Raw genomic sequence first — 26,562 nt, forward strand, 5'->3', positions numbered from 1 at the left:
TTACTCGTCTTCGAGATAAGTGTATCCGTACAAACCTGCTTCGAACTCTTCGAGGAATTGCTGTTGCAGCTCAGCATCCAGATCGGTTTTTTTCACCTGGTCACGGAACTGCGTCAGCAGGGTGTTCGGATCCAACTGCACGTACTGCAGCATATCCGCCACGGTATCGCCTTCATCAGAAAGCTCTACTTCCACGCTACCGTCGGGGAAGACGAACACGTCAACCGCTTCGGTATCACCGAACAGGTTGTGCATGTTGCCGAGGATCTCCTGGTACGCGCCCACCATAAAGAAGCCCAGCATCGGCGGATTTTCCGGGTCGTATTCCGGCATCGGCATGGTCGTCGCAATCCCATCGCCGTCAACGTAATGGTCGATAGCACCGTCGGAGTCACAGGTAATATCCAATAGCACCGCACGACGCTCTGGCACCTGATTCAGTCCTTCGAGCGGCAGTACCGGGAACAGCTGATCGATCCCCCATGCATCCGGCATCGACTGGAACAGGGAGAAGTTGACGTAGATCTTATCCGCCATACGCTCCTGCAGTTCGTCGATAATCGGACGGTGCGCACGGTTGCTCGGGTCGAGCTGTTTCTGCACGTCATGGCACATGTTCAGATACAACTGCTCTGCCCACGCACGCTCCTGCAGGCTGAAGGTGCCTGAAGAGTAACCCACGTGAATATCATGCAGATCCATCTGGCTGTCGTGCAGCCATTCGCGCAGCGAGCGACGGGTTCCCGGCTCGTGCATCTCTTGCCAGGTTTCCCACATGCTTTGCAGGGCACGCGGTGCATCTTCAGCCGGCGGTGTGGCTTCGGTGTGTTCGCTACGCTCAACGCCGATAATGTTAGACACCAGCACAGTATGATGCGCGGTAACCGCACGACCAGACTCGGTGATGACCGTCGGATGTGGCAGACCATGCTCTTCACAGGCATCGCCAATGGCCCAAATGATATTGTTGGCGTATTCGTTCAGGCCGTAGTTTACGGAGCAGTCAGACTGCGAACGGGTACCTTCGTAGTCCACGCCCAGACCACCGCCGACGTCGAAGCACTGGATATTCACGCCCAGCTTGTGCAGCTCAACGTAGAAACGCGCTGATTCACGTACGCCGGTGGCGATATCACGAATGTTCGCCATCTGCGAACCGAGGTGGAAGTGCAGCAACTGAATGCTGTCCAGACGACCGCGCTCGCGCAGTATTTCCACCAGCTGCAGCACCTGGTTTGCCGCCAGGCCGAATTTTGATTTCTCTCCGCCGGAAGACTGCCATTTACCGGACCCCTGCGATGCCAGACGCGCACGCACGCCCAGACGCGGAACCACATTCAGACGTTCAGCTTCATCCAGCACGATAGCGATTTCAGACATCTTCTCGATGACCAGATAGACCTTATGGCCCATCTTCTCGCCAATCAACGCCAGACGGATGTATTCACGGTCTTTATAGCCGTTACACACGATCACGCTACGGGTCATTCCGGCATGGGCCAAAACGGCCATCAGTTCAGCTTTGGAACCGGCTTCCAGCCCCAGCGGTTCGCCGGAGTGGATCAGCGATTCAATCACGCGACGATGCTGGTTGACCTTGATCGGGTAAACGAGGAAATAGTCGCCGTTGTAACCGTAAGATTCACGGGCGCGTTTAAACGCGGCGTTAATCGAACGCAGTCGGTGTTGCAGGATCTGCGGGAAGCAGAATAATGCAGGCAGACGCTGGCCCTGCGCTTCACGGGCTTTCACCAACTCAGCAAGGTCAACGCGCGCTTCTGGTACGTCCGGATCCGGGCACACGCTGATGTGGCCCAGCTCATTGACGTCATAGTAGTTATTACCCCACCAGGCAATATTGTAAGTACGCAGCATCTTGCTGGCTTCCTCGGAACTCATTGCAACCTCCTGCATGGAGCGTAGTACACCGTGTTCGCCTGCTGACGAAGGCGAACCCAAAGAAATGTCGTCAGACATAGCGAACCTCAATTTTATTAACAAGTGTAAAACAGTTGACTACTATCGCAATCCGAAGACGCGATAACAACCCAAATACAGGCAGAATTTGCAGCAGATAGTGCTGACGCTCCGACTGTGCGACCGGTTTCTTTTTCATATCAATGTAAACACGTAACCGAACTTAATGCTGACGGTTCGGCGAAACCACGAGAAAACTCTTGTTTACCAAGAGCGCCCTTGTTCAGTTCTTAGTGACCGTTACCGGCCCTGGAGTCCTGAGAAGCGCCGAGATGGGTATAACATCGGCAGGTATGCAAGATGCAGATTGCGGGGGACATATGTACACCAGAACAGTGCGACAGATTCAGCAGAATACAACGGTTCATTATCTCGTATCACCTCCACGGTTGCTCCTGACGGAACGAACCCACAAGCCAAAGCTAAAGTGTTAACCCGGCTGGAAGTGGCAACACGATGGAAAACGTCGTGTGCTTTTGTATGAGCCGCGCGCCGCGTTTTATACCCATAAGGAAGTCAAAAAGCAAAAGATAAATGCGCGCATTGCCAGCACCGTCAGGAAAAATTTCCAGTTACATTTTCAGTACAATGCGACCTCAATCAAAAAAAGCTGGAAATCAGGCGAAGAACTGTCCTAAAATAGCCGTCCAGATGTTAATCCATCTATACCGATTAACACTCAGACTGCCAGTGTCCGTCATCTGCAGACTCATGGTAGAATCTTCTACACATGGCTATTCCACTCGACAGTTTGAGCTAACTAAATATTCCTTAGGTGAAATTAAATATGGCAAAACACCTTTTTACGTCCGAGTCCGTATCAGAAGGGCATCCTGACAAAATCGCTGACCAAATCTCTGATGCCGTGCTGGATGCAATCCTCGAGCAGGATCCGAAAGCACGCGTAGCCTGCGAAACCTATGTCAAAACCGGTATGGTTTTAGTTGGCGGTGAGATCACTACCAGCGCCTGGGTAGATATCGAAGAGATCACGCGTAACACGGTTCGCGAAATTGGCTATGTGCATTCCGACATGGGCTTTGACGCCAACTCTTGCGCGGTTCTGAGCGCCATCGGTAAGCAGTCTCCGGATATCAACCAGGGTGTTGACCGCGCAGATCCGCTGGAACAAGGCGCTGGCGACCAGGGCCTGATGTTTGGTTATGCAACCAATGAAACCGACGTGCTGATGCCTGCGCCAATCACCTACGCGCATCGTCTGGTACAGCGTCAGGCTGAAGTACGCAAAAACGGTACTCTGCCGTGGCTGCGCCCGGATGCAAAAAGCCAGGTCACTTTCCAGTATGACGACGGTAAAATTGTAGGTATTGATGCCGTGGTTCTGTCGACTCAGCATGCTGAAGATATCGACCAGAAATCTCTGCAAGAAGCCGTCATGGAAGAGATCATCAAGTCGGTACTGCCGACTGAATGGCTGAGCGCTGCGACCAAATTCTTCATCAACCCAACCGGTCGTTTCGTTATCGGCGGCCCGATGGGCGACTGCGGTCTGACCGGTCGTAAAATCATCGTTGATACCTACGGCGGCATGGCGCGTCACGGCGGCGGTGCATTCTCTGGTAAGGATCCGTCTAAAGTTGACCGTTCCGCAGCCTATGCAGCCCGTTACGTCGCGAAAAACATCGTTGCCGCTGGCCTGGCTGACCGCTGCGAGATTCAGGTTTCCTACGCCATCGGCGTGGCTGAACCGACCTCTATCATGGTTGAAACCTTTGGTACCGAAAAAGTACCTTCAGAACAGCTGACCCTGCTGGTGCGCGAGTTCTTCGACCTGCGTCCGTATGGCCTGATTCAGATGCTGGATCTGCTGCACCCGATCTACAAAGAAACCGCAGCTTACGGTCACTTTGGCCGCGAACATTTCCCATGGGAAAAAACCGACAAAGCGCAGTTGCTGCGTGACGCTGCAGGTCTGAAGTAATTTACTGAAGACTGTCCGCTTAGTAAGACCAGCCTCGTGCTGGTCTTTTTTTTATTCCCCAATTTTCCCCCAACGCCTCGTCACCTGAACAATGCAGTGAAGCGTTCCTCTAACAACAATGAAAGCGATTACATAGCACCGATTTTCTATCCACAACAAGTTAACATCTCTTTTCCGTCAAGCTTGCGTCACTGTTACATTATTTTTCAGGATCGTCTTAATTCCAGGCAATTAACCATATTTAATCGTATTATAAAATGTTAATTTTCAAATGGTTAATCGATAATCATGATAAATGCCAGTGTAACCGATTACACTAATGTGATGTGATTCGCATTTTTTTACCTCGTACTCACCTACCCTTAACATCAACAAAACTAGCTACCCAACCGGAGGGCATCATGCCTGACAATAAAAAAACGGGGCGTTCCAACAAAGCCATGACATTTTTTGTCTGCTTTCTTGCAGCCCTGGCTGGATTACTTTTTGGCCTGGATATCGGTGTTATTGCCGGTGCTTTACCGTTCATCACCGACGAGTTCCAAATTACCCCCCACACTCAGGAATGGGTGGTGAGTTCGATGATGTTTGGTGCTGCCGTGGGTGCCGTCGGCAGCGGTTGGCTCTCCTTCAAACTGGGGCGTAAAAAGAGTCTGATGATCGGCGCAATCCTGTTTGTTGCCGGTTCACTGTTCTCCGCCGCGGCGCCAAACGTTGAAGTGCTGCTGGTTTCCCGTGTGCTGCTCGGCCTGGCAGTGGGCGTTGCGTCTTATACCGCGCCGCTGTACCTGTCTGAAATTGCCCCGGAAAAAATTCGTGGCAGTATGATCTCTATGTATCAGCTGATGATCACCATCGGTATTTTGGGTGCGTATCTTTCCGATACGGCGTTTAGCTACAGCGGTGCATGGCGCTGGATGCTGGGCGTGATCATCATCCCTGCCCTGCTGCTGCTGGTTGGCGTCATCTTCCTGCCGGACAGCCCACGCTGGTTTGCTGCTAAACGTCGTTTTGTCGATGCTGAACGTGTTCTGTTGCGTCTGCGTGATAGCAGCGCAGAAGCCAAACGCGAGCTGGATGAAATTCGTGAAAGCCTGCAGGTGAAGCAGAGCGGCTGGGCGCTGTTTAAAGAAAACAGCAACTTCCGCCGCGCGGTATTCCTTGGCGTCCTGTTACAGGTGATGCAGCAGTTCACCGGGATGAACGTCATTATGTATTACGCACCGAAAATCTTTGAGCTGGCGGGCTACACCAACACCACCGAGCAGATGTGGGGGACTGTTATCGTCGGTCTGACCAACGTGCTGGCAACATTTATCGCCATTGGCCTGGTTGACCGTTGGGGCCGCAAGCCTACGCTGATCCTCGGCTTTATCGTCATGGCCGTCGGTATGGGCGTGCTGGGCACGATGATGCACGTGGGTATTCACTCGGCGGCCGCGCAATACTTCGCTGTACTGATGCTGCTGATGTTTATCGTTGGCTTTGCCATGAGCGCCGGTCCGCTGATTTGGGTACTGTGCTCTGAAATCCAACCGCTGAAAGGCCGCGATTTCGGTATCACCTGCTCTACCGCAACCAACTGGATTGCCAATATGATCGTCGGTGCAACCTTCCTGACGATGCTGAACTCGCTGGGCAGCGCCAATACTTTCTGGGTCTACGGTGGTCTGAACGTCCTGTTCATCTTCCTGACCCTGTGGCTGATACCTGAAACTAAAAATGTCTCTCTGGAACACATTGAACGTAACCTGATGAAAGGTCGTAAACTGCGCGAAATTGGCGCACACGACTAATCACGAAAAGCTTCCTCCCCCGCGGGAGGAAGCCTTCCTCTTGCAGTCCCTTCCCTGTCGCACTATCCTCTGGCGTTATGAAAACCTCCCGTCTCCCTATCGCCATCCAGCAAGCCGTTATGCGCAGCCTGCGGGAAAAACTCGCTCAGGCCAATCTCAAGCTAGAACGCAATTACCCGGAGCCAAAGCTGGTTTACCAACAGCGCGGAACCGCCGCGGGTACCGCGTGGCTACAAACCTACGAAATTCGTCTGAATCCCGTCCTGCTGATGGAAAATGTCGACGCATTCGTGAATGAGGTGGTGCCCCATGAACTGGCGCATTTACTGGTGTGGAAATACTTTGGTCGCGTGCCGCCGCACGGCAAAGAGTGGAAATGGATGATGGAGAGCGTGCTGGGCGTGCCAGCCCGACGCACACATCAGTTCGAACTGCAATCCGTGCAGCGTAGGACCTTTACTTACCGCTGCAAGTGTCAGGAACACCAACTGACCGTACGCCGCCATAACCGCGTGGTACGCGGTGAAGCCACCTACCGCTGCGTTCACTGCGGCGAACCACTGATTGCAGAATAATCTTCAGAATTATCAGGAACTTTTCTGATCTAACTGATTGCATACAGGAATGACTTTCGCTACGTTGCGGGCTCGTTTTGACACGGAGTTCGTGATGTACCGTAATTTTTCTTTTGCTGCGGCCCTGTTAGCCGCAGCATTTTCAGGCCCGGCTTTAGCCGAAGGCATCAATAGTTTTTCCCAGGCAAAAGCCGCTGGCGTCAAAGTTAACGCCGATGCGCCAGGCGATTTCTACTGTGGTTGCAAAATTAACTGGCAAGGCAAAAAAGGGGTCGTGGACCTCGAATCCTGTGGCTATAAAGTGCGAAAAAACGAAAACCGCGCCAGTCGAATTGAATGGGAACACGTTGTCCCCGCCTGGCAGTTTGGTCATCAGCGCCAGTGCTGGCAGGACGGGGGGCGTAAAAACTGCGCTAAAGATCCGGTCTATCGCAAAATGGAAAGCGATATGCATAACCTGCAGCCTGCGGTAGGTGAAGTGAATGGCGATCGCGCAAACTTTATGTACAGCCAGTGGAACGGTGGCGAAGGCCAGTATGGACAGTGCGCGATGAAGGTTGATTTCAAAGAGAAAGTTGCCGAACCGCCTGCCCGCGCACGTGGCGCCATCGCGCGTACCTATTTTTATATGCGCGACCAATACAACCTGACGCTCTCCCGCCAGCAAACCCAGCTTTTTAATGCCTGGAATAAGCAGTATCCGGTCACCGACTGGGAGTGTGAGCGCGACGAACGCATCGCGAAGGTACAGGGGAATCATAACCCTTATGTGCAACGCGCTTGCCAGGCGCAAAAGAGCTAACCTACACTAGCGGCAATATTTTTAACCATGCCCTGGCCTTTAATAGCTCAGGGCCATGACGCGGATGTTTAACTATGCGCATTCCCCGCATTTATCACCCTGAGCCAATCACTTCCGGTAGCCAAATTTCATTGTGTGAGGATGCCGCCAATCATATTGGTCGCGTACTGCGTATGGGGCCAGGCCAGGCGCTGCAGCTATTTGACGGCAGCAATCAGGTATTCGACGCCGAAATTACTCACGCCAGTAAGAAAAGCGTGGAAGTGAAGGTGCTTAACGCTGAACTCGACGATCGGGAATCACCGTTGCATATCCACCTGGGCCAGGTAATGTCGCGCGGTGAAAAAATGGAATTTACTATCCAGAAATCGATTGAACTGGGTGTAAGCCTCATTACGCCACTTTTTTCTGAGCGCTGCGGCGTTAAACTGGACAATGAACGCCTGAACAAGAAGCTCCAGCAGTGGCAGAAAATCGCCATTGCCGCCTGCGAACAGTGCGGTCGTAACCGGGTGCCTGAAATTCGCCCGGCAATGGATCTGGAAGCATGGTGCGCAGAACAGGACGAAGGTCTGAAACTCAATCTGCATCCTCGCGCCAGCGCCAGCATCAACACGCTGCCGCTCCCGGTGGAGCGCATCCGCTTGCTGATTGGCCCGGAAGGTGGGCTATCGGCAGATGAAATTGCCATGACCGCACGGTATCAGTTTACTGATATTCTGTTAGGACCTCGCGTTCTGCGTACTGAGACAACTGCGCTCACCGCCATTACCGCGCTACAGGTGCGTTTTGGCGATCTGGGCTAACGGAGAAAAACAATGATCAAGCTCGGCATCGTGATGGATCCCATCGCAAGCATCAACATCAAGAAAGATTCCAGCTTCGCTATGCTGCTGGAAGCGCAACGCCGCGGTTACGAAATTCATTATATGGAGATGGCCGATCTTTATCTGATCAACGGTGAAGCCCGCGCCCATACGCGTACCCTGAGCGTAGAGCAGAACTACGACAAATGGTATGAGTTCAAGAGCGAGCAGGATCTCCCGCTGGCAGACCTGGACGTTATTCTGATGCGTAAGGATCCGCCGTTTGATACCGAGTTCATTTATGCAACCTATATTCTGGAACGTGCAGAAGAAAAAGGAACGCTGATCGTCAACAAACCGCAGAGCCTGCGCGACTGCAACGAGAAGTTGTTCACCGCATGGTTTGCCGATCTGACGCCGGAAACGCTGGTCACGCGTAACAAAGCGCAGTTGAAAGCCTTCTGGCAAAAACACAGCGACATCATTCTCAAACCGCTGGACGGCATGGGCGGAGCCTCTATTTTCCGCGTGAAGGAAGGCGATCCGAACCTTGGCGTTATTGCGGAAACGCTGACAGAGCACGGTACCCGCTACTGCATGGCGCAGAACTATCTGCCTGCAATTAAAGATGGCGATAAACGCGTGCTGGTGGTTGATGGCGAACCCGTTCCGTACTGCCTGGCGCGTATTCCGCAGGGCGGTGAAACCCGTGGCAACCTGGCCGCAGGTGGCCGTGGCGAGCCGCGTCCATTAACCGACAGTGACTGGGAAATTGCCCGTCGCATTGGGCCGACGCTGAAAGCGAAAGGTTTGATTTTTGTTGGTCTGGACATCATTGGCGATCGTCTGACGGAAATTAACGTCACCAGCCCAACCTGTATTCGTGAAATTGAAGCGGAGTTCCCGGTCTCTATTACCGGTATGCTAATGGACGCCATTGAAGCGCGCCTGCAAAAATAAAAGAACTCGCCGGTAGAAGGGACCCTACCAATACTAATAGTGACAGCGCTCCTGTTTGTACGCATACTGGGCGCTGTTGCTTTTTTGAACCAGGAAACAGAACCTCTGACAATGAATTTACAGCATCACTTTCTAATTGCCATGCCTGCTCTCCAGGATCCAATTTTCCGCCGTTCCGTGGTGTATATCTGCGAACACAATGAGAACGGAGCAATGGGGATTATCGTCAATAAGCCTCTGGAAAACTTACAAATTGAAGGGATTCTGGAAAAGCTGAAGATCACGCCTGAAGGACGCGATCCGTCCATCCGTCTGGATAAAGCAGTGATGCTCGGCGGCCCGTTGGCGGAAGACCGCGGATTTATTCTGCATACTCCTCCCGCCCGTTTTGCATCCAGTATCTTAATTTCTGATAACACTATCATCACGACCTCCCGCGATGTATTAGAAACGTTGGGCACGCAGGAGCAACCGTCCGAGGTGCTGGTGGCATTGGGCTATTCATCATGGGAAAAAGGCCAGCTGGAACAAGAGCTACTGGATAACGCCTGGCTCACGGCCCCCGCAGACCTCAACATCTTATTCAAAACGCCGATTGCCGACCGCTGGCGCGACGCTGCCAAACTTATCGGAATAGATATTCAGACCATGCCCGGCGTGGCGGGACACGCATGATGAGCGGAACATTACTCTCTTTTGATTTTGGTACGAAAAGTATCGGCGTCGCCGTAGGTCAGCGCATTACCGGTACGGCCAGGCCATTGCCCGCCATCAAAGCACAGGACGGTACGCCAGACTGGAATTTGATTGAACGCCTGCTGAAAGAGTGGCAACCGGATGAGATCATCGTCGGCCTGCCGCTCAACATGGACGGTACCGAACAACCCCTTACCGCGCGCGCACGTAAATTCGCCAACCGCATTCATGGTCGCTTTGGCGTAACCGTAACGCTGCACGATGAACGTTTGAGCACCGTCGAAGCCCGCTCAGGCCTGTTTGAGCAAGGCGGTTACCGGGCGTTGAATAAAGGCAAAGTGGACTCCGCTTCTGCCGTTATTATCCTCGAAAGCTATTTCGAGCAGGGCTATTAAAGCCGCCCCTGCGCCTGTCGCTGCTGCAAACTTTGTGCAAACGTCTGCATACCTGTCTGCTGCCCGGTTTGTATCACGCCGGGTAGCTGATGCGTTTTCCCTTCGCGGATCAAATTGCCCACGGCGGGCGTGTTAACGAGCAGCTCGAATAGCGCCACGCGTCCCCCCTGCTTATCCTCCTCCAGTTTTTGCGAAAGAACCGCCCGCAGGCTGTCTGCCAGTTGATTACGCACCGGATCTTTCTCTGATGCAGCAAAGGAATCCACCAGCCGCGCAATGGCTTGTGCAGCCCCACGCGTGTGTAGCGTTGCCAGCACCAGATGTCCGGTCTCCGCCGCCGTTAATGCCAGCCGAATGGTTTCCACGTCGCGCAGCTCGCCCAGCAAAATAACGTCGGGATCTTCGCGTAACGCACCGCGCAAACCGGCGGCGAAAGAGACGCAGTGTACGCCCACCTCCCGCTGTTGAATGAGACAACGCTGGCTGGCGTAGCGGTATTCAATAGGATCTTCCAGCGTCAGAATGTGTCCCTCAATATGCTGATTAAGATACTCCACCATCGCCGCCAGGGTCGTAGATTTACCGCTGCCGGTGGCGCCTGTCACCAGAATTAACCCATTTTCACTGCGCAGCAGTTCAGGTATAGCCTCGGGAGTCTGGAGATCGTCTAAATGAGGACAATCCAGCGGTAGCAGTCTTAGCGCCAGTGACGTTCCTTGCTGATGGGCAAATGCGCTGGCGCGCAGCCGCCGGGAGTCCGTCAGGGTAACGGCAAAATCAACCTGCCCTTGCTCCCGCCACTGTACCTGTTGTTGCTCACTGAGCCAGCACATCAGCAGATTCTCTACGTCAGGCGCGGTAAACGGCGCATTTTCGATTTTTCCATGTCTGCGCCAACGCGCGGGCCATGCATTGCACAGGTGTAGATCCGACACGTTATGCTTTACACTAAGGGCCACTATTTCTTCCATATTCATATGAACATCCTCGGAAAATGAACGATATCGCGCATAACCTGGCACATGTYCGGGACAAAATCTCAGCCGCCGCGACGCGTTGCGGGCGGTCTTCAGAAGAAGTTAYGTTGCTTGCAGTCAGCAAAATCAAACCTGCGAGCGCCATCGAAGAAGCCATTACCGCAGGATTATTTTCAATTGGTGAAAACAATAACTAATGGCGAGTAGCCACGCTCTTGATTTTCCATACACCATTTTCTTCTACCATGCAGTCAATGACTTTTTGAGATGACTCACCTGTTCCAAATGTCAAATAGACATTGGTACAAATAGGATCAGTTATAGTCAGATCAATACTAATATGCTTACTCCAGTCTTCATCTGCAAAATCCTGAACCTTTAGAAAATAATCCTCTTCAAGCTCATTATTCATATAAGCTTGTTTTAATTTATTCAATGTATCAATACTAACGAAAGGCTCTAATGCCGTCGGGTTATCTGCAACTGGGATGACATTATGAGCAATCTGCTTTATATACCAGGTATTGAATTTTAATGCTTGCGTATCAGCAGGAACTATTTCTGCCATAGCAAATGATGAGAATAGAAAAGTAAATAATATTAATCGCTTCATCAGTTGTGCCTATATAATTTATACGAAGGCTGACTTTTACGATAACCGGGGCCGGGGTACACGCCATGTTCCTGCTTGAAATCTGACCACCAGTAATGCCCATCAAAAATCGCCATATGACCTGCTGCATTTCCTCCAGTATATGGTTGGATTATAGCAACATCACCTTTTACAGGATTCCCATATACTTCACGAAAACCAGCTAATACTAAATATTTCCCCATATTTTTAGCATTATCATGGTGCAATGATACGCCGCCATGTTCGATAGCTGCTGTTACTGCCCTGGCACAATAACCCGTAGCGTGTGGATGAGCATTATGTCTAACAAAATTTATAGCGGCTTCTTTATTCCACATTTACAACACCTCATTTATAAACGAAGAATATGAAATATCACAAAGCGAACCATTAGCATGAACATTAAATGCTTCTAACTCCATTTATTGACATCATCACCATGTCCCAAACTTATATTTGCAATATGTATTATCGTTTAGTTATAAAATAAGAAAAAATATTCACCCCACCAATTATGTAATACCTTAATTTTATTAGAGATATAATTTCACACCTGTTTTTATTACTTTAAACCTTTAAATTAAAGCAAGCCTGAGCTAAATAAAAACGAATTAAAAATTCTATTTATTAAATCTGTTTACATCCGCCTACAGACTCACATTTTGTACTCAGCACATCCACAGTCCCACCAGGCGCGGTAAACGGTGCGCTTTCGACTTTTCCATGTCTGCACCAACGCGCAGGCCATGCATTGCACAGGTGTAGATCCGACACGTTATGCTTTACACTAAGGGCCACTATTTCTTCCATATTCATATGAACATCCTCGGAAAATGAACGATATCGCGCATAACCTGGCACATGTCCGGGACAAAATCTCAGCCGCCGCGACGCGTTGCGGGCGGTCTTCAGAAGAAGTTATGTTGCTTGCAGTCAGCAAAACCAAACCTGCGAGCGCCATCGAAGAAGCCATTACCGCAGGGCAGCGAGCCTTCGGTGAAAACTATGTCCAGGAAGGGGTGGATAAAATCCGCTACTTTCAGGAAAAAGGCGTCAACGATCTGCAGTGGCACTTTATCGGCCCGCTGCAGTCCAACAAAAGTCGTCTGGTCGCAGAACATTTTGACTGGTGCCATACGATTGATCGTCTGCGCATCGCTGCCCGTCTGAGCGAACAGCGCCCGGCAGACCTGCCGCCGCTGAATGTGTTGATCCAGATAAATATCAGCGATGAGAACAGTAAGTCAGGGATTCCGCTGGCAGAGCTTGATGCCCTGGCTGCTGAAGTCGCTGCGCTGCCGCGCATTACCCTGCGTGGCTTGATGGCGATTCCCGCGCCTGAGTCAGATTATGTAAGGCAGTTTGAAGTTGCACAGCAAATGGCTGTAGCATTTGCCGGGTTGAAAACACGCTACCCAAATATCGATACGCTCTCGCTGGGGATGTCTGATGATATGGATGCCGCTATCGCGGCGGGTAGCACGATGGTGCGCATCGGCACTGCCATTTTTGGTGCTCGTGATTACACTAAAAAATAAGGAAAATTAAGGAACACCATGAATACGTTGACCTTCCTGCTCTCAACGGTAATTGAGCTGTATACCATGGCGCTGCTATTGCGTGTGTGGATGCAGTGGTCTCGCTGCGATTTTTACAACCCGTTCTCACAGTTTATTGTGAAAATCACCCAACCTATTATTGGGCCGTTACGCCGCATTATCCCCCCGATGGGGCCGATCGACAGCGCATCAGCATTAGTCGCGCTCGTTCTCAGCTTTATCAAAGCCATCGTGCTGTTTAAGGTGGTGACGTTCCAGCCGATCATCTGGATCGCCGCCGTGCTGATTGTCCTGAAAACCATCGGACTGCTGATTTTCTGGGTACTGCTGGTGATGGCGATTATGAGCTGGGTCAGCCAGGGCCGCAGCCCGGTGGAGTACGTGCTGATCCAACTGGCGGATCCGCTGCTGCGTCCTATTCGTCGTATTCTTCCGGGAATGGGGGGGATAGATTTCTCGCCGATGATCCTGGTTCTGCTGCTCTATGTCATTAACATGGGGATCGCGGAAGTGTTACAGGCGACAGGCAACATGCTGCTGCCGGGGCTGTGGATGGCGCTATGAGTGCCGTTACACCCTGCGACGACGGTCTGGTTTTACGGCTCTATATTCAGCCGAAAGCCAGCCGTGACAGTATTGTGGGTTTACATGGCGACGAAGTTAAAGTCGCCATTACCGCCCCGCCGGTCGATGGACAAGCCAACAGCCATCTGGTGAAGTTTCTCGGCAAACAGTTCCGCGTAGCGAAAAGCCAGGTCGTTATTGAGAAGGGCGAGCTTGGTCGTCACAAACAGGTTAAAATTATTCATCCGCAACAGATCCCGCCCGAAATTGCGGCGCTAACTGATTAGGTATCCCATGCAAAAAGTTGTCCTCGCGACCGGCAATGCCGGTAAAGTGCGTGAACTCGCCTCTCTTCTGAGTGATTTCGGTCTTGATGTTGTTGCCCAAACGGATCTGGGTGTTGATTCTGCAGAAGAGACCGGACTGACGTTTATTGAGAACGCCATTCTGAAGGCACGTCATGCCGCGCAAATTACGGGTTTGCCAGCCATTGCTGATGACTCCGGCCTGGCGGTTAATGCCCTTGGCGGCGCGCCGGGTATCTATTCAGCCCGCTATTCCGGCGAAGATGCGACCGATCAGCAGAACCTGGAAAAACTGCTGTACACCCTGCGGGATGTCCCGGATGACCAGCGTCAGGCGCAATTCCACTGCGTGCTGGTGTATATGCGCCATGCGGACGATCCCACGCCTTTAGTGTGCCACGGAAGCTGGCCGGGCGTGATTACCCGTGAACCGGCCGGAAACGGTGGTTTTGGTTACGACCCAATCTTTTTTGTGCCGTCCGAAGGAAAAACAGCTGCTGAGCTGACCCGCGAAGAAAAAAGTGCGATTTCTCACCGCGGACAGGCACTGAAGCTGCTGCTGGATGCCCTGCGTAATGGTTAAGCTTCCGCCGCTAAGTCTTTATATTCACATCCCCTGGTGCGTGCAGAAATGCCCGTACTGCGACTTTAACTCGCATGCGCTCAAGGGCGAGGTTCCTCATGACGACTATGTTCAGCACCTGCTGAGCGATCTGGATACTGAGGTGGCCCACGCCCAGGGGCGTGAAGTAAAGACAATTTTTATCGGTGGTGGTACGCCGAGCCTGCTTTCTGGCCCGGCAATGCAAACGCTGCTCGACGGCGTGCGCACACGGCTGAATCTGGCCGCAGATGCAGAAATCACGATGGAGGCGAATCCCGGGACGGTGGAAGCCGATCGCTTTGTTGATTATCAACGCGCTGGCGTCAACCGTATCTCGATTGGCGTACAGAGCTTTAGCTCCGCCAAACTCGAGCGTCTGGGACGTATTCACGGGCCGGAAGAAGCCAAACGAGCAGCACACCTGGCGAGCGGTCTGGGGCTACGCAGCTTTAACCTCGACCTGATGCATGGTTTGCCGGATCAGACGCTGGAAGAGGCGCTGGGCGATTTACAGCAGGCCATCGCGCTCAACCCACCGCATCTTTCCTGGTATCAGTTGACCATCGAACCCAACACGCTGTTCGGTTCCCGACCGCCTGTTTTACCGGACGACGACGCGCTGTGGGATATTTTTGAGCAAGGCCACCAGTTGCTGACTGCCGCCGGGTATCATCAGTACGAAACCTCAGCCTATGCGAAGCCGGGCTATCAGTGTCAGCACAACCTTAATTACTGGCGTTTTGGCGACTATCTCGGTATTGGCTGCGGCGCGCACGGCAAAGTCACCTTCCCGGACGGACGCATTCTGCGTACCACCAAAACGCGACATCCGCGTGGCTACATGCAAGGGCGCTATCTCGAAAGCCAGCGTGATGTCGCCGAAGCCGATAAGCCGTTCGAGTTCTTTATGAACCGTTTCCGGTTGCTTGAGGCCGCGCCTCGCGCGGAGTTCACACAATATACCGGGCTTACCGAGGACGTTATTCGTCGACAGATCGATGAGGCTATTTCCCAGGGCTACCTGAGTGAATGCGATGAATACTGGCAGATTACCCAACATGGTAAGCTGTTTTTGAATTCGCTGCTGGAGCTGTTTCTGGCGGAGTAATGCGGTAACGATCCAGGCCGGATAAGGCCTTGAGCCGCATCCGGCAAATTGCCTGATGGCGCTGCGCTTATCAGGCCTACAGGGTTAGGTCGATAAGCGCAGCCACCTTCATCGATTAATACTGATTAAACATTTCCTGAATCTGCTTAGGATCTTTGGTTTCGGTCAGCGCCAGCTGCAACAGAACACGCGCTTTTTGCGGGTTCAGCGAACCAGACGCGACAAAGCCATATTTCGCATCATCAACTTCAGCATCCTGGGTGGTAGCACCAGTCGGTACACGGGATGAACGTACGACAACGGTTCCTTTATGCGCGGCAGTTGCCAGCGTATCGAAAATGGTTTTATACAGGTTACCGTTACCTACACCCGCACTAACGATCCCTGCGTAACCCGCATCTACCAGCGCTTTTGCCGGCAGATCGGAGGCGTTAGCATAGTTGTAAACAATCCCGACTTTCGGCAGCTCGGTCAGCTTAGAAACATCGAACGGCGTGGATGTGGTGTGCTTACGCGCAGGCGTACGCTGGTAGTCGATTTTACCGTTATGAATGTAACCCAACGGGCCGTAGTTAACGGATTTGAAGGTAGCAACGTCAGTGGTATTGGTTTTGGTCACGTCGCGACCATCCATAACGGTGTCGTTCATCACCACCAGCACACCGCGGTTGGCAGAGGCTTTATCTGCGGCGGTTACCACGGCGTTATACAGGTTGAACGGGCCATCAGCGCTCATACCGGTAGATGGACGCATCGCGCCTACCAGCACCACCGGCTTGTTGCATTTGACGGTCAGATCGAGGAAATAGGCGGTTTCCTCCATGGTATCCGTACCATGCGTTACCACGAAGCCGTCGGTTTTATCACACTCGGTATTAATCTTTTTCGCCAGCGTTAACCAGACGTCGTCATTCATATCCTGGGAGCCGATGTTCACTACCTGCTCACCTTTAACCACGGCGATATCTTTCAACTGAGGTACGGCCTCAACCAGATTTTCTACGCCAACCTTGCCTGCCGTGTAGTTAGATTTTGTCGCGGAATCACCGCCACCAGCAATCGTCCCGCCGGTCGCTAAAATGGTGATATTTGGCAGTGCAAGCGCCGCGCCGCTGAAACCCATAACCAGTGCGGCAAGTGCCGTTCTCTTGAAAAACTCCATGTTATTTCTCCAGTTACTTGAATTTGCAGCATTATGTCTATCTCACAGATGAATAATGTGACGAGATCCAATTAACCAGATTTATATCTCCATCAAATTGTCATTCTTAGAGATGGATATCAAAAAAACAGAAATATACAAAATAAAACGGCGCAGAATGTTTCTGCGCCGTTAAACAGAGGTGAAGATTATTTCAGAGTGCTAACCAGCGTTTTACGATCGTTTTCCAGCGTCACGACGCGGGCACAAACATCTTTGCCAAACTGCTGGAAGTCTTGTTCCTGATTCTTCCATTCGTTTTGAATTGAGGTTTGCAAGCCACCGAGACTCCCGAGCACGCCCTGCAACGGATTACCACCGCCTTTGAGTACGGCTTTGGCACCCATTTCGTTGATGCTGTCCTGCAAAATACCGCCCATCGCCTGATTAACCAGCTGTTGTCCGTCCGCGCGGACTTGATCAATCGCCTTATAATGGAAGGTCAGGCCATCAGTTCGATGCTCGATGATGCGGTTCATCTGCTCTTTCAATTGCGCATCCAGCTTGGTTAAGCGGCCGCGCATGTTGCTGCTTTCACCCACTTCTTTGGCGATGATTTTATCCAGCGCTACGCGACCTTTCTCAACGCGCGCTCTGGCTCCCTCATCAATCCATGGCAGACTGCTTCGCAATGCCGCCTGATAATCTTTGGCCTGCTCACGCTGTGCAGCATTCAGGGTGTACTGTTTACCGTTGAAGGTGACATCACCGGCCTGGGTAATCACCAGGTCGCCGTTTTCGCCTTTCACCTGCACCGTTTGCGGGCTCAAAATAACATCGTCACGCGGGGTGACGCTGCACTGGTAATCTGCATGTGCGGCCATCGCCGTGAACGTTAGGACTGCCGCCAGCAGCGTTTTGCGCATCATATCTTTCCCTCAAGACAAATCGGGCCGGCATTTGCCGACCCTGTGCTACTTAGTCCCACCAAATATCGAAAAGTTCGCTGGTACGCACTTCTTCGAGTTTGTGCTCTTCCAGCCACTTACGCACGATTGCCTGGTGTTCTTCGGTGCATTTGCCGATTTCCTGCAGACAGATCAGACCTTCCCAGGCCAGATAGCCGCTGCCGTCAAAAGCCAGCTTGTTCGGTTCGATAACTTCATTGATAAAGTCATCAACGATTTGATCGACCTGCTCTCCAGATGTACCTTCCGGGAAACGCCATGCAACCGAAAATCCTACTTCCTGGAATTCTTCGATGTGCATCTTTTTACGCAGACGACGGCTACGGTTCTTTGCCATTATTTCACCCTCTCGAACATTAAGTCCCATACGCCGTGGCCAAGACGATGACCACGTTGTTCAAATTTGGTTACCGGGCGCGATTGTGGGCGCGGTACATAATCGTTACTCTCGGACTGGTTTTTATACCCGTCAATGGAGGACATCACTTCCAGCATATGTTCCGCATAAGCTTCCCAGTCGGTTGCCATGTGGAATACGCCGCCCAGCTTCAGCTTGCTTAAGATATGCTCAGCAAACGGTACCTGAACGATACGGCGTTTATTATGACGTGCTTTATGCCACGGGTCAGGGAAAAAGAGCTGAACCATAGATAAAGAATTGTCAGGAATCATTTTATGCAGGACTTCAACGGCATCATGGCACATGACGCGCAGGTTCTCGACACCCTCTTCATGGGCTGAAGCCAGACACGCACCAACGCCCGGCGAGTGAACCTCAATACCGAGGAAATTTTGCTCCGGACGCGCTTTCGCCATTGCGACCAGCGACGCTCCCATACCAAAACCTATTTCCAGCGTGACTGGCGCATCACGGCCAAACAGTTCTGCGAAATTTACAGGCTCTTCGCTGAACTCAACGCCCATCACCGGCCAGTAGTTTTCCAGCGCGTGTTCCTGCCCTTTCGTCAGTCGCCCCTGGCGACGAACAAAACTACGAATCCGGCGCAGAGGGCGGCCGTTTTCATCAAATTCCGGTGAAATGACGTCGTTCTTCATAAAAGTTTAGTCTGCTGTGTTTGAGTTCTGAAAACGGGCATTATCCAAAGTTAGTTGCCGGATGCAAGTAAAGGAAGAAAGTGAGCAGCGGAAAGTTCCGGTTTACACCCCGTTGCCGCTGTGCTGCAATCTTGCCCCCGGCAATAATGAAACGGTAATCATGCAAGCGTCTCAATTCTCGGCTCAGGTGTTGAGCTGGTACGACAAATACGGGCGGAAAACGCTACCCTGGCAAATTGACAAGGCGCCTTACAAAGTATGGCTCTCTGAGGTGATGCTGCAACAAACTCAGGTTGCGACCGTTATCCCTTATTTTGAGCGCTTTATGGCGCGCTTCCCAACGGTAACGGATTTAGCCCATGCGCCGCTGGATGAAGTTCTGCATTTGTGGACCGGACTGGGCTATTACGCCCGGGCGCGTAATCTGCATAAAGCCGCGCAGCAGGTTGTGACGATGCATGGCGGTATATTTCCGCAAACCTTTGATGAGGTCGCCGCCCTACCTGGCGTCGGTCGCTCAACCGCAGGCGCGATCCTTTCCCTCTCTCTGGGTCAGCATTTTCCGATTCTCGACGGTAACGTCAAACGCGTGCTGGCTCGCTGTTATGCTGTAAACGGCTGGCCGGGTAAAAAAGAGGTCGAAAAGAAGCTGTGGGAGTTGAGCGAGCAGGTGACGCCCGCCCATGGCGTTGAGCGTTTTAATCAGGCGATGATGGATTTAGGCGCCATGGTCTGTACGCGCTCAAAACCTAAATGTTCGCTGTGTCCGTTGGAAAATGGCTGTGTGGCCAGCGCCAATGCAAGCTGGGCGTTGTACCCGGGTAAAAAACCCAAGCAAACGCTGCCGGAACGGACGGGCTATTTTTTACTGATGCAGCATGATGACGAAGTGTTGCTCGCGCAGCGACCGCCCAGCGGCTTATGGGGGGGTTTATACTGTTTTCCGCAGTTTGACGATGAAAACGGACTGCGCAACTGGCTGGCGCAACGGCAAATTAACGCAGATAATCTGACCCAACTTAATGCGTTTCGCCATACCTTTAGCCATTTCCACTTAGACATTGTGCCTATGTGGCTTCCTGTGTCTTCATTTGGCTCATGCATGGATGAAGGCAACGCGCTCTGGTATAACTTAGCGCAACCGCCGTCGGTCGGACTGGCGGCTCCCGTGGAGCGTTTGTTACAGCAATTACGTGCCGGCACACACGTTTAACGTACCGGTCGATAGAGAGGATTTTTTATGAGCAGAACGATTTTTTGCACTTTCCTGCAACGCGAAGCCGAAGGCCAGGACTTTCAGCTGTACCCGGGCGATCTGGGGAAACGCATCTATAACGAGATTTCTAAAGAAGCATGGGCGCAATGGCAGCACAAGCAAACCATGCTGATTAACGAGAAGAAGCTCAATATGATGAACGTTGAGCATCGTAAGTTACTGGAACAGGAGATGATTAACTTCCTGTTTGAAGGCAAAGATGTGCATATTGAAGGCTATACACCAGAGTCTTAAGAACCGTTGCCGGATGGCGCTGCGCTTATCCGGCCTACGATTTAATCTGGTCCTTGCAAATAACAAACACAACACGCACTCCCGGAATGATGAAAAAATTTCTCGCGCTTGCCGTTATTGCGCCGTTGCTCATCTCCTGTTCCAGTTCGACCAAAAAAGGCGATTCCTATAACGAAGCCTGGGTCAAGGATACCAACGGTTTTGATATTCTGATGGGGCAATTTGCCCATAACATTGAGAATTTGTGGGGATTTAAGGAAGTGCTGATTGCGGGTCCAAAGGACTACGTAAAGTATACCGATCAGTATCAAACCCGCAGCCATATCAACTTTGATGACGGTACGATAACCGTCGAGACCATTGCCGGGACAGATCCCGCCGGACACCTGCGTCGGGCGATTATCAAGACATTGCTGATGGGGGATGATCCGGGTTCTATCGATCTCTATTCCGATGTCGACGACATTAAGATTTCCAAAGAGCCGTTCCTGTACGGGCAGGTGGTCGATAATACCGGCCAACCCATTCGTTGGGAGGGGCGTGCCACCAATTTCGCTGACTATCTGCTGAAAACACGCCTGAAAAGCCGCAGCAATGGTATTCGCATCATCTATAGCGTGACGATCAACCTGGTACCGAACCACCTTGATAAGCGCGCGCATAAATACGTCGGCATGGTGCGTCAGGCTTCGCGTAAGTATGGCGTCGATGAGTCGCTGATTCTGGCCATCATGCAAACCGAATCTTCATTTAACCCGTATGCGGTCAGCCATGCCGATGCGCTGGGACTGATGCAGGTGGTGCAACACAGCGCCGGGAAAGATGTGTTTCGTTCACAGGGGCGCTCCGGCACACCGAGCCGTAGCTTCCTGTTTGACCCGGCCAGCAACATTGATACCGGTACCGCCTATCTGGCTATGCTCAACAATGTCTATTTAGGCGGCATTGATAATCCAACCTCCCGTCGCTACGCGGTGATCACGGCATATAACGGCGGTGCGGGCAGCGTGCTGCGCGTTTTCTCGAACGATAAAATTCAGGCCGCGAATATTATCAACAGCATGACCCCGGGGGACGTTTATCAAACGCTGACCACCCGACATCCGTCTGCTGAATCACGCCGATACCTTTACAAGGTCAATTCCGCCCAAAAATCATATCGACGCCGCTAATATATCCCTCTTCTGCCCCGGTAAACGGGGCCCGGAAGAGGGTAAAGTGTTAACCCCATCACTCTTTTGCTTTGCAATCAGAAATTGTTTGCAAATATTTGTCACAGGTAACAAAAAAAGAGTGTCTCTCGTTGATAGAATCACATCATCAAGCCCCGGCAAATGTGCCTTTTAAAACATTCATCCGCATCACGGTGTGAGGAAATTAACATGAATCTTAAGCTGCAGCTGAAAGTGCTCTCGTTTCTGCAGTTCTGCTTATGGGGTAGTTGGCTCACTACCCTCGGCTCCTATATGTTTGTCACCCTAAAATTCGATGGTGCATCCATTGGCGCAGTGTATAGCTCGCTGGGGATCGCCGCCGTGTTTATGCCTACGCTGTTAGGGATCGTGGCCGACAAATGGATCAGTGCGAAATGGGTGTACGCCATTTGTCATCTGGTCGGCGCAGCAACGCTGTTCGCCGCAGCCGAAGTCACCACCCCAGGCGCCATGTTCTTTGTGATCTTGCTTAACTCTCTGGCCTATATGCCAACGCTGGGGTTAATCAACACCATTTCTTACTATCGCCTGCAGTCAGCCGGGATGGATATCGTTACAGACTTCCCGCCAATCCGTATCTGGGGCACCATTGGCTTTATTATGGCGATGTGGGGCGTGAGCTTCTCCGGCTTCGAGCTGAGTCATATGCAGCTGTATATCGGTGCAACGCTGTCCGTTGTTTTGGCGCTGTTCACGCTGACGCTGCCGCATATTCCGGTGGCTAACCAGCAGAAAAACCAGAGCTGGTCGTCCATGCTGGGCCTGGATGCTTTCGCGCTGTTTAAAAACAAGCGTATGGCGATTTTCTTTATCTTCTCAATGATGCTGGGCGCTGAGCTGCAGATTACCAATATGTTCGGTAATACCTTCCTGCACAGCTTCGATAACAACCCGCTGTTCTCCGGTAGCTTCATCGTTGAACACGCCTCGGTGATGATGTCGATCTCGCAGATTTCCGAGACGCTGTTTATCCTGACCATCCCGTTCTTCTTGAGCCGTTACGGTATTAAGAACGTGATGCTTATCAGTATTGTGGCGTGGATGTTGCGCTTCGGCCTGTTTGCCTACGGCGATCCGACACCGTTCGGTACCGTGCTGCTGGTTCTGTCGATGATTGTTTACGGCTGCGCCTTCGACTTCTTCAACATCTCTGGCTCGGTGTTCGTAGAGAAAGAGGTTCGCCCTGAAATCCGCGCCAGCGCACAGGGTATGTTCCTGATGATGACCAACGGCTTCGGTTGTATTCTGGGCGGACTGGTGAGCGGTAAAGTAGTTGAACACTATACGCTGAACGGTATTACCGACTGGCAGACCGTGTGGCTGATCTTCGCAGGTTACTCGCTGGTTCTGGCTTTTGCCTTCGTGGCGCTGTTTAAATATAAACACGTACGCGTTCCGGCAGGCACCCAAACTATCGCGCACTAACGTTTACGCAGAGAAAAGCGGGTTGCCAAAAGGTAACCCGTTTTTTTTGCGCTTACTTCACAACATATCCATACAGACGCTTAATACCGTCGGCATCCGTTTCACTGTAAACACCTTGCAGCTCCGGCGAGAAGCCCGGCAGCAGGTTAACCCCCTCTTCCAGCGCCAGGAAATAACGTTGCACCGCCCCGCCCCAGATTTCGCCCGGTACCACGCACAGAACGCCTGGAGGATAAGGCAGCGCACCTTCTGCCGCAACGCGACCTGCGGCATCACAAATACGCACCAGTTCGACATCACCACGGATAAAGGCGCTGTTGGCATCCTGCGGGTTCATCGCCACGGCAGGCAAACTCTCCTGTCGGAACATCGCTTTTTGCAGATCCTTCACATCAAAGCTGACGTATAAATCGTGCATCTCCTGACACAGTTCACGCAGCGTGTAATCCCGATAGCGTACCGGATACTTGTTGAAGATGGTGGGCAGCACATCTGCCAGCGGCGTATCGTCCTCAATATGCTGCTCAAACTGCGCCAGCATCGCCACCAGTTGCGCCAGTTTCTCGGTGCTTTCTGCCGGGGTCAGCAGGAACAGAATCGAGTTAAGGTCGCATTTCTCCGGAACAATGCCGTTTTCACGCAGGTAATGCGCCAGAATCGTCGCCGGAATACCAAACTCAGTATATTGCCCGGTTTGCGCATCAATGCCCGGAGTAGTTAACAACAGCTTACAGGGATCAACGAAGTACTGGTCGCGCGCGTAGCCGGAAAAACCATGCCATTTAGCACCCGGTTCAAAGCTAAAGAAGCGGCGCTCGCTGGCAATCACCTGCGTCGGATAGCTTTCCCACGGCTTACCATCAACTACCGGAGGAATAAACGGCTGAATCATCTTACAGTGGGTAAGAATCGCTTTACGGGCCTCAATGCCCAGCGCTACACACTCCGCCCATAGCCGACGCCCGCTTTCGCCTTCATGGATTTTGGCGTTAACATCCAGCGCCGCAAACAGCGGGTAAAACGGACTAGTGGAAGCATGCAGCATAAATGCATTGTTCAGACGCTTATGCGGACAGAACCGCGCCTGACCGCGAATATGGTTATCCTTTTTGTGGATCTGCGAGGTTTGCGAGAATCCGGCCTGCTGTTTGTGTACCGACTGAGTGACAAAGATCCCCGGATCGTCAGCATTGAGCTCCAGTAGCAGCGGTGACCCATCGGCCATCATCGGAATAAATTGCTCGTAGCCAACCCAGGCAGAATCAAACAGGATGTAATCGCACAGGCTACCGATCTTGTCGATCACCTGCCGGGCGTTGTAGATCGTACCGTCATAGGTACCAAGCTGAATGATTGCAAGGCGGAACGGGCGCGGCTGGTCAGCCTTGTGCGGCGCAACGTCACGTAGTTGCTGGCGCAGATACGCCTCATCAAAGCAGTGCTCGTCAATGCCGCCAATAAAGCCAAACGGATTACGCGCCGCTTCCAGATAAACCGGCGTCGCACCTGCCTGGATCAGCGCGCCGTGGTGGTTGGACTTATGGTTGTTGCGGTCAAACAACACCAGATCGCCGCGCGTCAGCAGCGCATTGGTCACCACTTTATTCGCCGCAGAAGTCCCGTTCAGCACAAAGTAGGTTTTATCCGCGTGGAAAACTTTCGCGGCAAATTTCTGCGCATGTTTCGCTGATCCCTCATGAATCAGCAGATCGCCCAGCTTAACGTCAGCGTTGCACATATCCGCGCGAAACAGGTTCTCGCCAAAGAACTCGTAGAAATGTCGACCCGCCGGATGCTTCTTAAAAAACTCACCGTGCTGGTGCCCCGGACAAGCAAAGGTACTGTTCCCCATTTCAACATACTGGGTCAGCGTGTCATAGAACGGCGGCAGCAACTCTTCCTCATACCGACAGGCGGCAGACTCCAGCTCCAGCCAGTCCTGCGCATTGCCGCAGATAACCGCCTCAACGTCTGCCAGGACATCCACGTTGGTCTCTGAAAATATAAACACCGGTATGTGAAACCCGGTGCGTTTCAGCAAAGCCAGGATCCCACTGCGGCTGTCCGCAACGGTAATGACGACTGCCGCGACGTCAGTAAAATCGGTACTGTCCAGCGTCACCACCTTGCGATGAGTAGACAGACGGGAAACCAGTTCACCACTGGCGGCAATATTCATTGATTTCATAAGCGCAAAAACCCGTATCGGGAGAATCAAAAGTCCCGGGCAAAGCCGCATTGCTATGCCCCACGAAATGACAGGTCAAACTGGTCACCAGCCCCGACCGCCAGACATCAGTAAAAGCAGATAGCCTCTGATTTTACTGTTATCCTGCAGTGAGCGTGCGCTGCCCTCACCGCATGGTGGGAGAGTATAGATAAGTCGCAGGAAGGGGCAAACGTCGCGCAAAAAGGCGATATTGAAGGCGATGTAGGGGGAGTAATGTCATCCCAGGCAGCCCCATTCAGACAGGAGAAAATTCGCGCAATCATGGCACCTTTCACCTACAGGCGCAAGATAAAATCCTGTGCTTAAACCTCACAGATAAACAAACATTTCGTCTGAAAATAGCGGCATAATAATGCAATCTGAAACATAATTTCACCCAGATAATTACCTTTAACATCAATACGATAATAGGTATGCAGGAGCTAACGTGGTAATCGGACCCTTTATTAATGCCAGCGCCATTTTACTCGGTGGCGTTCTCGGCGCGCTGCTCAGCCAGCACTTACCCGAACGTATTCGGATCTCAATGACCTCAATATTCGGGTTGTGCTCGTTGGGGATTGGTATCCTGCTGGTTATCAAATGCGCTAACTTGCCGGTGATGGTGCTGGCAACGCTGCTCGGCGCGCTGATCGGCGAGTTCTGTCATCTGGAAAAAGGCATTAATACCGCTGTCGCCAAAGCGCAGCAGCTTTTCACCAAATCGGATGTCAATGCAACACACGAATCTTTCATCCAAAGCTACGTGGCTATCATCGTGCTGTTTTGCGCCAGCGGGACCGGGATCTTCGGTGCGATCCATGAAGGGATGACCGGCGATCCTAATATTTTAATCGCCAAGTCATTTTTGGATTTCTTCACGGCCATCATCTTTGCCTGCTCATTAGGAATCGCGGTATCGGCAATTTGTGTGCCAATGTTGGCAATTCAGTTGACGCTCGCCACCTGCGCGGCTCTGATTTTACCGCTGACAACCCCAGCCATGATGGCCGATTTCAGCGCGGTAGGCGGACTGCTGTTGCTGGCGACGGGTCTACGTATTTGCGGAATCAAAATGTTTGCGGTGGTGAATATGCTTCCCGCCCTGCTGCTGGCAATGCCGCTTTCCGCAGCATGGACGGCATTTTTTGCCTGAGAATGCGTGCAATACCAACAATGTGGTGATAGATTGTGCAGTCTGCATTGATTTGAAGAAATTTCGTTGACGAAACGAAGTGAATCGGGTTTAATGCGCCTCGTTGCCCGGATAGCTCAGTCGGTAGAGCAGGGGATTGAAAATCCCCGTGTCCTTGGTTCGATTCCGAGTCCGGGCACCAAA

The 26,562-nt window shown here is 52.0% G+C and carries 29 protein-coding genes, 1 tRNA gene and 2 pseudogenes; 20 read left to right on the forward strand and 12 right to left on the reverse strand.

Features of this window, described 5'->3' with window-relative positions:
- The 3 genes from speA to JTI85_RS21680 all read right to left on the reverse strand — a co-directional run bounded on the left by speA (nucleotide 1) and on the right by JTI85_RS21680 (nucleotide 2,345).
- Nucleotides 1–1,977 carry a biosynthetic arginine decarboxylase gene (gene speA / locus JTI85_RS18370; protein WP_071887384.1) on the reverse strand — a complete coding sequence of 659 codons (1,977 nt, stop codon included), beginning with the start codon at nucleotides 1,975–1,977 and terminating at the stop codon, nucleotides 1–3.
- A complete protein-coding gene (gene yqgB, locus JTI85_RS18375; RefSeq protein ID WP_071692618.1) occupies nucleotides 1,970–2,116 on the reverse strand; it encodes an acid stress response protein YqgB in 147 nt (48 codons plus the stop codon). Before yqgB ends, speA begins: the two co-directional genes overlap by 8 nt.
- A 91-nt stretch (nucleotides 2,117–2,207) precedes the next feature.
- A complete protein-coding gene (locus JTI85_RS21680; protein ID WP_304502694.1) occupies nucleotides 2,208–2,345 on the reverse strand; it encodes a hypothetical protein in 138 nt (45 codons plus the stop codon).
- Between the two features lie 419 nt (nucleotides 2,346–2,764).
- Here JTI85_RS21680 and metK point away from each other — a divergent pair, with 419 nt between their 5' ends.
- From metK to ruvX, 8 genes are all read left to right on the forward strand, one after another.
- Entirely contained in the window at nucleotides 2,765–3,919 is a 1,155-nt protein-coding gene (gene metK / locus JTI85_RS18385) for a methionine adenosyltransferase (protein WP_219351862.1), read from the forward strand.
- 401 nt (nucleotides 3,920–4,320) lie between these two features.
- Complete coding sequence (gene galP, locus JTI85_RS18390; RefSeq protein ID WP_200044875.1) at nucleotides 4,321–5,715, forward strand: galactose/proton symporter; 1,395 nt, start codon at nucleotides 4,321–4,323, stop codon at nucleotides 5,713–5,715.
- A 77-nt stretch (nucleotides 5,716–5,792) separates the two neighbouring features.
- The gene (locus JTI85_RS18395; protein ID WP_200037729.1) at nucleotides 5,793–6,290 is read left to right on the forward strand and encodes a SprT family zinc-dependent metalloprotease; all 498 of its coding nucleotides are present in this window, start codon (nucleotides 5,793–5,795) and stop codon (nucleotides 6,288–6,290) included.
- A gap of 94 nt (nucleotides 6,291–6,384) precedes the next feature.
- Complete coding sequence (endA, locus tag JTI85_RS18400) at nucleotides 6,385–7,092, forward strand: deoxyribonuclease I (protein ID WP_016150969.1); 708 nt, start codon at nucleotides 6,385–6,387, stop codon at nucleotides 7,090–7,092.
- 74 nt (nucleotides 7,093–7,166) lie between these two features.
- Nucleotides 7,167–7,898 carry a 16S rRNA (uracil(1498)-N(3))-methyltransferase gene (rsmE, locus tag JTI85_RS18405; protein WP_121585035.1) on the forward strand — a complete coding sequence of 244 codons (732 nt, stop codon included), beginning with the start codon at nucleotides 7,167–7,169 and terminating at the stop codon, nucleotides 7,896–7,898.
- A 12-nt stretch (nucleotides 7,899–7,910) separates the two neighbouring features.
- Nucleotides 7,911–8,858 (forward strand): glutathione synthase, encoded by a 948-nt coding sequence (gene gshB, locus JTI85_RS18410; protein ID WP_003027083.1) that lies wholly within the window; start codon nucleotides 7,911–7,913, stop codon nucleotides 8,856–8,858.
- A 111-nt stretch (nucleotides 8,859–8,969) separates the two neighbouring features.
- The gene (locus JTI85_RS18415) at nucleotides 8,970–9,533 is read left to right on the forward strand and encodes a YqgE/AlgH family protein (RefSeq protein WP_048213499.1); all 564 of its coding nucleotides are present in this window, start codon (nucleotides 8,970–8,972) and stop codon (nucleotides 9,531–9,533) included.
- Nucleotides 9,533–9,949 carry a Holliday junction resolvase RuvX gene (ruvX, locus tag JTI85_RS18420; protein WP_006686843.1) on the forward strand — a complete coding sequence of 139 codons (417 nt, stop codon included), beginning with the start codon at nucleotides 9,533–9,535 and terminating at the stop codon, nucleotides 9,947–9,949. The genes JTI85_RS18415 and ruvX overlap by 1 nt, the downstream gene beginning before the upstream one ends.
- Here ruvX and JTI85_RS18425 read toward each other — a convergent pair.
- Nucleotides 9,946–10,926: a type IV pilus twitching motility protein PilT gene (locus JTI85_RS18425; protein ID WP_061068546.1), complete on the reverse strand. Its 981-nt coding sequence runs from the start codon at nucleotides 10,924–10,926 to the stop codon at nucleotides 9,946–9,948. The two genes, ruvX and JTI85_RS18425, sit on opposite strands and share 4 nt — an antisense overlap.
- Before the next feature lie 17 nt (nucleotides 10,927–10,943).
- On the opposite strand from JTI85_RS18425, the pseudogene JTI85_RS18430 reads away from it, so the two are divergent.
- Nucleotides 10,944–11,114, forward strand: a pseudogene (locus tag JTI85_RS18430) (YggS family pyridoxal phosphate enzyme); the annotation flags it as partial.
- 5 nt (nucleotides 11,115–11,119) lie between these two features.
- On the opposite strand, the gene JTI85_RS18435 reads toward JTI85_RS18430, so the two are convergent.
- The 3 genes and pseudogenes from JTI85_RS18435 to JTI85_RS18445 form a co-directional block, all read right to left on the reverse strand.
- The gene (locus JTI85_RS18435) at nucleotides 11,120–11,539 is read right to left on the reverse strand and encodes a DUF3828 domain-containing protein (protein ID WP_048213194.1); all 420 of its coding nucleotides are present in this window, start codon (nucleotides 11,537–11,539) and stop codon (nucleotides 11,120–11,122) included.
- On the reverse strand, nucleotides 11,539–11,898 hold the full coding sequence (locus JTI85_RS18440) for a hypothetical protein (protein WP_061068548.1): 360 nt from the start codon (nucleotides 11,896–11,898) through the stop codon (nucleotides 11,539–11,541). The genes JTI85_RS18435 and JTI85_RS18440 overlap by 1 nt, the downstream gene beginning before the upstream one ends.
- Before the next feature lie 352 nt (nucleotides 11,899–12,250).
- Nucleotides 12,251–12,376: pseudogene (locus JTI85_RS18445) on the reverse strand (type IV pili twitching motility protein PilT); the annotation flags it as partial.
- Between the two features lie 17 nt (nucleotides 12,377–12,393).
- Here JTI85_RS18445 and JTI85_RS18450 point away from each other — a divergent pair.
- Genes JTI85_RS18450 through hemW form a run of 5 tightly spaced genes read left to right on the forward strand, consistent with a single transcriptional unit; the run spans nucleotide 12,394 to nucleotide 15,700 of the window.
- Nucleotides 12,394–13,098 (forward strand): YggS family pyridoxal phosphate-dependent enzyme, encoded by a 705-nt coding sequence (locus JTI85_RS18450; protein WP_003838215.1) that lies wholly within the window; start codon nucleotides 12,394–12,396, stop codon nucleotides 13,096–13,098.
- A gap of 18 nt (nucleotides 13,099–13,116) precedes the next feature.
- On the forward strand, nucleotides 13,117–13,683 hold the full coding sequence (locus JTI85_RS18455; protein WP_003825417.1) for a YggT family protein: 567 nt from the start codon (nucleotides 13,117–13,119) through the stop codon (nucleotides 13,681–13,683).
- Complete coding sequence (yggU, locus tag JTI85_RS18460) at nucleotides 13,680–13,970, forward strand: DUF167 family protein YggU (protein WP_003027101.1); 291 nt, start codon at nucleotides 13,680–13,682, stop codon at nucleotides 13,968–13,970. The genes JTI85_RS18455 and yggU overlap by 4 nt, the downstream gene beginning before the upstream one ends.
- Nucleotides 13,971–13,977: 7 nt before the next feature.
- Nucleotides 13,978–14,571 (forward strand): XTP/dITP diphosphatase, encoded by a 594-nt coding sequence (locus JTI85_RS18465; RefSeq protein WP_115642890.1) that lies wholly within the window; start codon nucleotides 13,978–13,980, stop codon nucleotides 14,569–14,571.
- Nucleotides 14,564–15,700, forward strand: coding sequence for a radical SAM family heme chaperone HemW (gene hemW / locus JTI85_RS18470; protein ID WP_219351863.1), 1,137 nt, complete (start codon nucleotides 14,564–14,566; stop codon nucleotides 15,698–15,700). Before JTI85_RS18465 ends, hemW begins: the two co-directional genes overlap by 8 nt.
- Nucleotides 15,701–15,815: 115 nt before the next feature.
- Here hemW and ansB read toward each other — a convergent pair whose 3' ends face one another.
- The 4 genes from ansB to trmB form a co-directional block, all read right to left on the reverse strand.
- Entirely contained in the window at nucleotides 15,816–16,862 is a 1,047-nt protein-coding gene (gene ansB, locus JTI85_RS18475) for an L-asparaginase 2 (protein WP_115601485.1), read from the reverse strand.
- 188 nt (nucleotides 16,863–17,050) lie between these two features.
- Nucleotides 17,051–17,770, reverse strand: coding sequence for a DUF2884 domain-containing protein (locus tag JTI85_RS18480; RefSeq protein ID WP_115601484.1), 720 nt, complete (start codon nucleotides 17,768–17,770; stop codon nucleotides 17,051–17,053).
- A 49-nt stretch (nucleotides 17,771–17,819) separates the two neighbouring features.
- Nucleotides 17,820–18,146 carry a YggL family protein gene (locus JTI85_RS18485; protein ID WP_003027115.1) on the reverse strand — a complete coding sequence of 109 codons (327 nt, stop codon included), beginning with the start codon at nucleotides 18,144–18,146 and terminating at the stop codon, nucleotides 17,820–17,822.
- Nucleotides 18,146–18,865, reverse strand: a complete 720-nt coding sequence (trmB, locus tag JTI85_RS18490) for a tRNA (guanosine(46)-N7)-methyltransferase TrmB (RefSeq protein ID WP_003027117.1) — start codon at nucleotides 18,863–18,865, stop codon at nucleotides 18,146–18,148. The genes JTI85_RS18485 and trmB overlap by 1 nt, the downstream gene beginning before the upstream one ends.
- A gap of 160 nt (nucleotides 18,866–19,025) precedes the next feature.
- On the opposite strand from trmB, the gene mutY reads away from it, so the two are divergent.
- The 4 genes from mutY to JTI85_RS18510 all read left to right on the forward strand — a co-directional run bounded on the left by mutY (nucleotide 19,026) and on the right by JTI85_RS18510 (nucleotide 23,014).
- Nucleotides 19,026–20,078, forward strand: a complete 1,053-nt coding sequence (gene mutY / locus JTI85_RS18495) for an A/G-specific adenine glycosylase (protein WP_142879099.1) — start codon at nucleotides 19,026–19,028, stop codon at nucleotides 20,076–20,078.
- 27 nt (nucleotides 20,079–20,105) lie between these two features.
- Complete coding sequence (locus JTI85_RS18500) at nucleotides 20,106–20,375, forward strand: oxidative damage protection protein (protein ID WP_003027126.1); 270 nt, start codon at nucleotides 20,106–20,108, stop codon at nucleotides 20,373–20,375.
- A gap of 86 nt (nucleotides 20,376–20,461) precedes the next feature.
- Nucleotides 20,462–21,547, forward strand: a complete 1,086-nt coding sequence (gene mltC, locus JTI85_RS18505) for a membrane-bound lytic murein transglycosylase MltC (protein ID WP_049001609.1) — start codon at nucleotides 20,462–20,464, stop codon at nucleotides 21,545–21,547.
- A 210-nt stretch (nucleotides 21,548–21,757) separates the two neighbouring features.
- The gene (locus JTI85_RS18510) at nucleotides 21,758–23,014 is read left to right on the forward strand and encodes a nucleoside permease (RefSeq protein WP_003027130.1); all 1,257 of its coding nucleotides are present in this window, start codon (nucleotides 21,758–21,760) and stop codon (nucleotides 23,012–23,014) included.
- A gap of 52 nt (nucleotides 23,015–23,066) precedes the next feature.
- On the opposite strand, the gene JTI85_RS18515 is transcribed toward JTI85_RS18510, so the two are convergent.
- Nucleotides 23,067–25,202 carry an ornithine decarboxylase gene (locus JTI85_RS18515; protein WP_219351864.1) on the reverse strand — a complete coding sequence of 712 codons (2,136 nt, stop codon included), beginning with the start codon at nucleotides 25,200–25,202 and terminating at the stop codon, nucleotides 23,067–23,069.
- 469 nt (nucleotides 25,203–25,671) lie between these two features.
- Here JTI85_RS18515 and JTI85_RS18520 point away from each other — a divergent pair, with 469 nt between their 5' ends.
- Together JTI85_RS18520 and JTI85_RS18525 are read left to right on the forward strand one after the other, a co-directional pair.
- On the forward strand, nucleotides 25,672–26,379 hold the full coding sequence (locus JTI85_RS18520; protein ID WP_048213202.1) for a DUF554 domain-containing protein: 708 nt from the start codon (nucleotides 25,672–25,674) through the stop codon (nucleotides 26,377–26,379).
- A 105-nt stretch (nucleotides 26,380–26,484) separates the two neighbouring features.
- Nucleotides 26,485–26,560 (forward strand) — tRNA-Phe (locus tag JTI85_RS18525).
- The last annotated feature ends 2 nt before the right edge of the window (nucleotides 26,561–26,562 follow it).

The organism is Citrobacter sp. Colony219 (assembly GCF_019382635.1).
Taxonomy (GTDB): Bacteria; Pseudomonadota; Gammaproteobacteria; order Enterobacterales; family Enterobacteriaceae; genus Citrobacter; species Citrobacter youngae.